The sequence below is a fragment of the Streptomyces flavofungini genome, from assembly GCF_041028215.1.
GTDB lineage: Bacteria > Actinomycetota > Actinomycetes > Streptomycetales > Streptomycetaceae > Streptomyces > Streptomyces flavofungini_B.
Map to the genome: position 1 here is coordinate 1 of NZ_JASKYR010000563.1, position 5,067 is coordinate 5,067.

The window sequence follows — 5,067 nt, forward strand, 5'->3', positions numbered from 1 at the left end:
GGCCTTCCACGCGCCGTTGCGCAGATAGATCTCGACGACCACCAGGGCCGTCTCGGCGCCGAGCTGCGGCGGCGTGAACGTGGCGAGCACGGAACCGCTGTCCGCGTCGCGGATCGTGGCGGTGGGCTCGATGCCCTGGAAGGTCTGGCCCGCCGCGTCCGGGCTCGCGGTGACGACGATCTTCTCGATGCCGGGCGGCACGGCCGCCGTGTCCACGGTGATCTTGTCGGGGGTGGTGCCGCCGCCCGACTGATAGGTCACACCGGGGCCCGAGGGCTGGTTGAAGAAGATGAAATCGTCGTCGGAGCGCACCTTGCCGTCGGCGGTGAGCAGCAGGCCCGATACGTCGAGCCGCACCGGGGCGGCGACGTCCACCGCCACACGGGCGGCGGTCAGCGGGATGTTCGAGCCAGGGGTCATAGCTGTCATGCCAGGGGTAACGAACGACCCCGCTTTACCGTTCCCTTACCCGCGGCAGGTTTTTCCGCCGGTTTTCCCGGCGCCGCTCAGCGGTTGCGCGGGTGGTTCCGCGCGGTCCGTTCGTTGCCGCGCTTGTAGTTGCCCGTCCAGCGGGCCATCACCAGCTGGGGGTCGTCGCCCTCGACCTCGGCGAGGAACCGCTCGGCGCGCTCGCCGCGCAGCGTCGAGGCGGCGCGCTCGCCGTGCGTGATCGTGACGCTCCCGTCGGGGCGCCGCGCGTAGGTGAATCCATGGGGTCTCGGCATGGCCGGGAGCCTAGGCCCCGGCCATGCCCGCGCGACACCGGATTACGGCGTGGTCGCGGTTCCCCGCGCCGCCGTTTCCCGTGTCACGGCTTCCCGTATCACGGCTTTCCGGCGTCACGGCGTTCCAGCGTCACGGCGTGACGATGATCTTCCGGCCGACCCCGGAGGCGAACTGGTCCAGCGCCCGCGGGTAGTCGTCCAGCGGCACCCGGTCGCTGATGAAGACCTCCGGGTCGAGGACGCCCGCCGCGAACAGCTCGGCCGCCCGCTCATAGCTGTGCAGGACCGCCATCGACCCGGTGATGGTGATCTCCTGGTTGTAGATGCGGTACGGGTCGATCTCCACGCGTGTGGCGTAGTCCGCGACACCGAACTGGAGGAACGTGCCCGCCTTCGCGACCCGGCCGAGGCCGTCCTGGATGGCGGCGGCGTTGCCCGTCGCGTCGATGACCACGTCCCAGCCCTCGGGCCGGTCGAGCTCGTCGGCCCCGGCGGCCGACGCCGAGACGCCGAGCCGCTTGGCCGTCGCGAGCCGCTCGGGGTTGAGGTCGACCACGTCGACGCTGGCCGCGCCGGTCCGCTTGGCCAGTTCCAGCATCATCAGGCCCATCGTGCCCGAGCCGTAGATCAGCACGTGCGAGGCGAGCTGCGAGCGCAGGACGTCGTAGCCGCGCACCGCGCAGGAGAGCGGCTCGATCAGGGCGGCGTCCTGGGTGCGCACATGGTCGGGCAGGCGCACGCAGTTGGCGACGGGCGCCTTGGCGTACTGGGCGGCGCCGCCCGCGGTGGTCACCCCGATCGCGGCCCACCGCTCGCACATGTTGCCGCGCCCCACCCGGCAGGAGCGGCACTCGTGGCAGTGCAGCGAGGGGTCCACGGCGACCCGGTCGCCGACGGCGAGCTCGCGTACGTCCTTGCCGAGGGCGACGATGGTCCCCGCGAACTCGTGGCCCGGCACCAGGGGCAGCGTCGGGGCGAACTCGCCCTGGAGGATGTGCAGGTCGGTGCCGCACAGGCCGCACGCGGCGACCTCCAGGACGACCTCGCGGGGGCCGGGCGTCGGGTCGGGCACCTCGCCGACGACGACCTTGCCCACCGACTCGACGATCGCGGCCTTCATTTCACAGCTCCCAACGAAAGGCCCTGGACCAGCTTGTCCTGGGCGGCGAACCCCGCGGCGAGCACCGGCAGGGAGATCACGAGCGACGCGGCGCACACCTTGGCCAGGAACAGGCCCTGGCTGGTGATGAAGCCGGTCAGGAAGACGGGTGCGGTCTGGGCGACGACGCCGGTCAGCACCCGGGCGAACAGCAGCTCGTTCCAGCTGAAGATGAAGCAGATCAGGGAGGTCGCGGCGATGCCGGGCAGCGCGATCGGCGCCACCACGCGCGCCAGGATGGTGGGCAGCCGCGCCCCGTCGATCTGGGCGGCCTCGATGACGGCCTTCGGCACCTCGGCGAGGAAGGACTGCATCATCCACACCGCGATCGGCAGGTTCATCGAGGTGTAGAGGATGACGAGCAGCCAGATGTTGTCGAGGAAGTCGGTGTTCTTGGCGAACAGGTAGATCGGCAGCAAGCCCGCCACGACCGGCAGCATCTTGGTGGAGAGGAAGAAGAACAGGACGTCCGTCCACTTCTTCACCGGCCTGATCGACAGGGCGTACGCGGCGGGCAGGGCCAGCACGAGCACGAGCAGCGTCGAGGCGAGCGAGGCCACCGTGGAGTTGATCAGCGAGGGCCAGGGGCTCGCGCCGCCGCCGGACCCGAAGAAGTCCCGGTAGCCGTCCAGGGTGAGCGAGGCGGCCAGCGAGGGCGGGTTGGTGGCGGCGTCCTCCTCCGAGTGGAAGGAGGTCAGCACCATCCAGGCGATGGGCAGGAAGAACAGCAGACCGGCGAGCCAGGCGACGAGGCCCAGCGAGGCGCCACGCGCGCGTGGCCGGGCCTTCACCTCGGGGGTCTTCTCCGTAGTGGCGGTCTTCACCGCGGTTGCGGCCATCAGCGGGACGCCTCCTCACGGAACAGGGACGAGACGACCCGCAGGGCGAAGGTCGCGATGATCAGTGAGCCGATGACGACGAGTACCCCGGCCGCGGAGGCCAGTCCGTTCTCGTGCGCCTGGTAGAAGCTCTGGTAGACGGTGTAGGGCAGGTTGGCGGTGCCGAGGCCGCCCGAGGTGATGGTGAAGACGGCGTCGAAGTTCTGCACGATGTAGATCGAGCCGAGCAGCGCGCCCAGTTCGAGGTAGCGGCGCAGGTGCGGCAGGGTCAGATGGCGGAAGACCTGCCAGTCGTTCGCCCCGTCCATCCGGGCCGCCTCGATCAGCTCGCTGTCGCGGCTCTGGAGCCCGGCGAGCAGGATCAGCATCATGAAGGGCGTCCACTGCCACACCAGGGAGGCCTCGACGGCAAGCAGCGGGGTGTTGGAGATCCAGTCCGGCTGCGCCGCGGAGTCGCCGCCCACCCAGTGCAGCAGGCCGTTGAAGAGGCCGTACTCGGGGTTGTAGAGCACGTGCTTCCACAGCAGCGCGGCGGCCACGGGCACCAGCAGGAACGGTGCGATGAGCAGCGTACGGACGAACCCGCGCCCCTTGAACTTCCGGTCGAGGAGCAGCGCGAGGCCGAGGCCGATGACCAGGCTCGCAAGCACCACGGAGGCGGTGAGCAGGATCGTGGTCAGCACGGACTTGCGCAGGTCGGGGTCGGTGAGGACCTCGGTGTAGTTCTCGAACCAGGCGAAGCTGCGGGCGTCGGGGTAGAGGGCGTTCCAGTCGAAGAAGGAGATCACCAGGGTCGCCACGAAGGGCAGCTGGGTGACGGCGATCATGAAGATCAGGGCGGGGAGCAGCGGTGCCCTGGTGGCCCAGGCGCGCAGCCGTCCCGAGCGCGGTGGTGTCTGCGCGGTGGGCACGCGCGCGGGCCCTGCGGTGGTGGTGCTCACGGTGGCGGTCATCGTCCCTCGTACTCCTCGGAGATCTTCTCGGCGAGCTCCTGTGCCTTGTCCAGGGCCGAATCGACGGACTGGCGCCCGGCGATGGCCGCGCTGATCTCCTGGGAGACCTTGGTGCCGAGGTCGGTGAACTCGGGGATGCCGACGAACTGGATGCCGGGCGCGGGCCGGGGCTGTACGCCGGGGTCGCGGGGCCTCGCTCCCTCGATGGCGGAGCGGGTGACGTCCTGGAAGGCGGCGGCCTCCTCGCGGTACGCGGGGTTCGCGTAGGTGGAGGCGCGCTTGCCCGCGGGGACGTTCGACCAGCCGATCTTCTCGCCGACGAGCTTCTCGTACTCCTTGCCGGAGGCCCAGGAGATGAACTTCCACGCCTTGTCCGGGTTGCGGGAGGCCTTCTGCATGCCCCAGGCCCAGGTGTAGAGCCAGCCGGAGTTCTCGGTCTTCGCCACCGGGGCGGAGACGTAGCCGATCTTGCCCTTGACCGGCGACTTGGCGGACTCCAGCGAACCGGCGGCGGCCGTCGCGTCGTACCACATGGCGGTCTTGCCCTGGGTGAGGTTGTTGAGGCACTCGGCGTACCCGGACTGGGCGGCGCCCGACTCGCCGTGCTCGCGCACGAGGTCCACGTAGAAGCGGGTCGCCTTCTTGAACTCGGGGGAGTCGAGGCGCGCCGTCCAGTCCTTCTCGAACCAGGTGCCGCCGAAGGTGTTCACGACGGTGGTCAGGGGTGCCATGACCTCGCCCCAGCCGGGCAGACCGCGCAGGCAGATGCCCTTCATGCCCTTCTCCGCGCCGTCCGCCTTCGCGGCGAGGTCGGCGACCTGCTGCCAGGTGGGATGCGCGGGCATCTTCAGGCCGGCCTTCTTGAAGACGTCCTTGCGGTACATCAGGAAGGACGACTCTCCGTAGAAGGGCTGTCCGTAGAGCTTGCCGTCCTCCCCGGTGAGGGACTGGCGCATCGGCGGCAGGATGTCCTTCTCGTCGTACGCGGTGTCCTTGCGCGCGTAGGAACCGACCTCGTGCAGCCAGCCGTTCTTCGCGTAGATGGGTATCTCGTAGTTGCTGAGGGTGGCGACGTCGTACTGGCCCGCCTGGTTGGCGAAGTCCTGACTGATCTTGTCGCGGACGTCGTTCTCGGGCAGCACGGTGAAGTTCACCTTGATGCCCGTCTCCTTGGTGAAGTGCTCGGCGGTCAGCTTGCGCAACTCCACCATCTGCGGGTTGTTCACCATCAGGACGTTGAGGGAGTCGCCTGAACCGGTCCCGCCGGCGCCGGCCCAGCAGCCGGTGATCAGTGGGGCGAGCAGCGTCCCTGCGGCGGCCGCGGCGAGCGCGCGCGGCCTCCGTCGGCTCCGGGTTCGCATGAGTGCTCCTGGACGTAGAGGGGGTTATAT

At 69.6% G+C, this 5,067-nt stretch carries 6 protein-coding genes; all 6 read right to left on the reverse strand.

The features are described from left to right. A partial coding sequence (locus tag AB8Z36_RS29695; protein WP_369216474.1) for a TerD family protein occupies positions 1–429 on the reverse strand: 429 nt, incomplete at its 3' end. Positions 430–506: 77 nt separating this feature from the next. Further along, complete coding sequence (locus AB8Z36_RS29700) at positions 507–725, reverse strand: hypothetical protein (RefSeq protein WP_369216475.1); 219 nt, start codon at positions 723–725, stop codon at positions 507–509. 130 nt (positions 726–855) lie between these two features. Next, positions 856–1,845 carry a zinc-dependent alcohol dehydrogenase family protein gene (locus AB8Z36_RS29705; protein WP_369216476.1) on the reverse strand — a complete coding sequence of 330 codons (990 nt, stop codon included), beginning with the start codon at positions 1,843–1,845 and terminating at the stop codon, positions 856–858. After that, positions 1,842–2,723 (reverse strand): carbohydrate ABC transporter permease, encoded by an 882-nt coding sequence (locus AB8Z36_RS29710; protein ID WP_369216477.1) that lies wholly within the window; start codon positions 2,721–2,723, stop codon positions 1,842–1,844. The genes AB8Z36_RS29705 and AB8Z36_RS29710 overlap by 4 nt, the downstream gene beginning before the upstream one ends. Beyond that, positions 2,723–3,676: a carbohydrate ABC transporter permease gene (locus AB8Z36_RS29715; RefSeq protein ID WP_369216478.1), complete on the reverse strand. Its 954-nt coding sequence runs from the start codon at positions 3,674–3,676 to the stop codon at positions 2,723–2,725. The genes AB8Z36_RS29710 and AB8Z36_RS29715 overlap by 1 nt, the downstream gene beginning before the upstream one ends. Beyond that, on the reverse strand, positions 3,673–5,037 hold the full coding sequence (locus AB8Z36_RS29720; RefSeq protein ID WP_369216479.1) for an ABC transporter substrate-binding protein: 1,365 nt from the start codon (positions 5,035–5,037) through the stop codon (positions 3,673–3,675). The genes AB8Z36_RS29715 and AB8Z36_RS29720 overlap by 4 nt, the downstream gene beginning before the upstream one ends. Between the last annotated feature and the right edge of the window lie 30 nt (positions 5,038–5,067).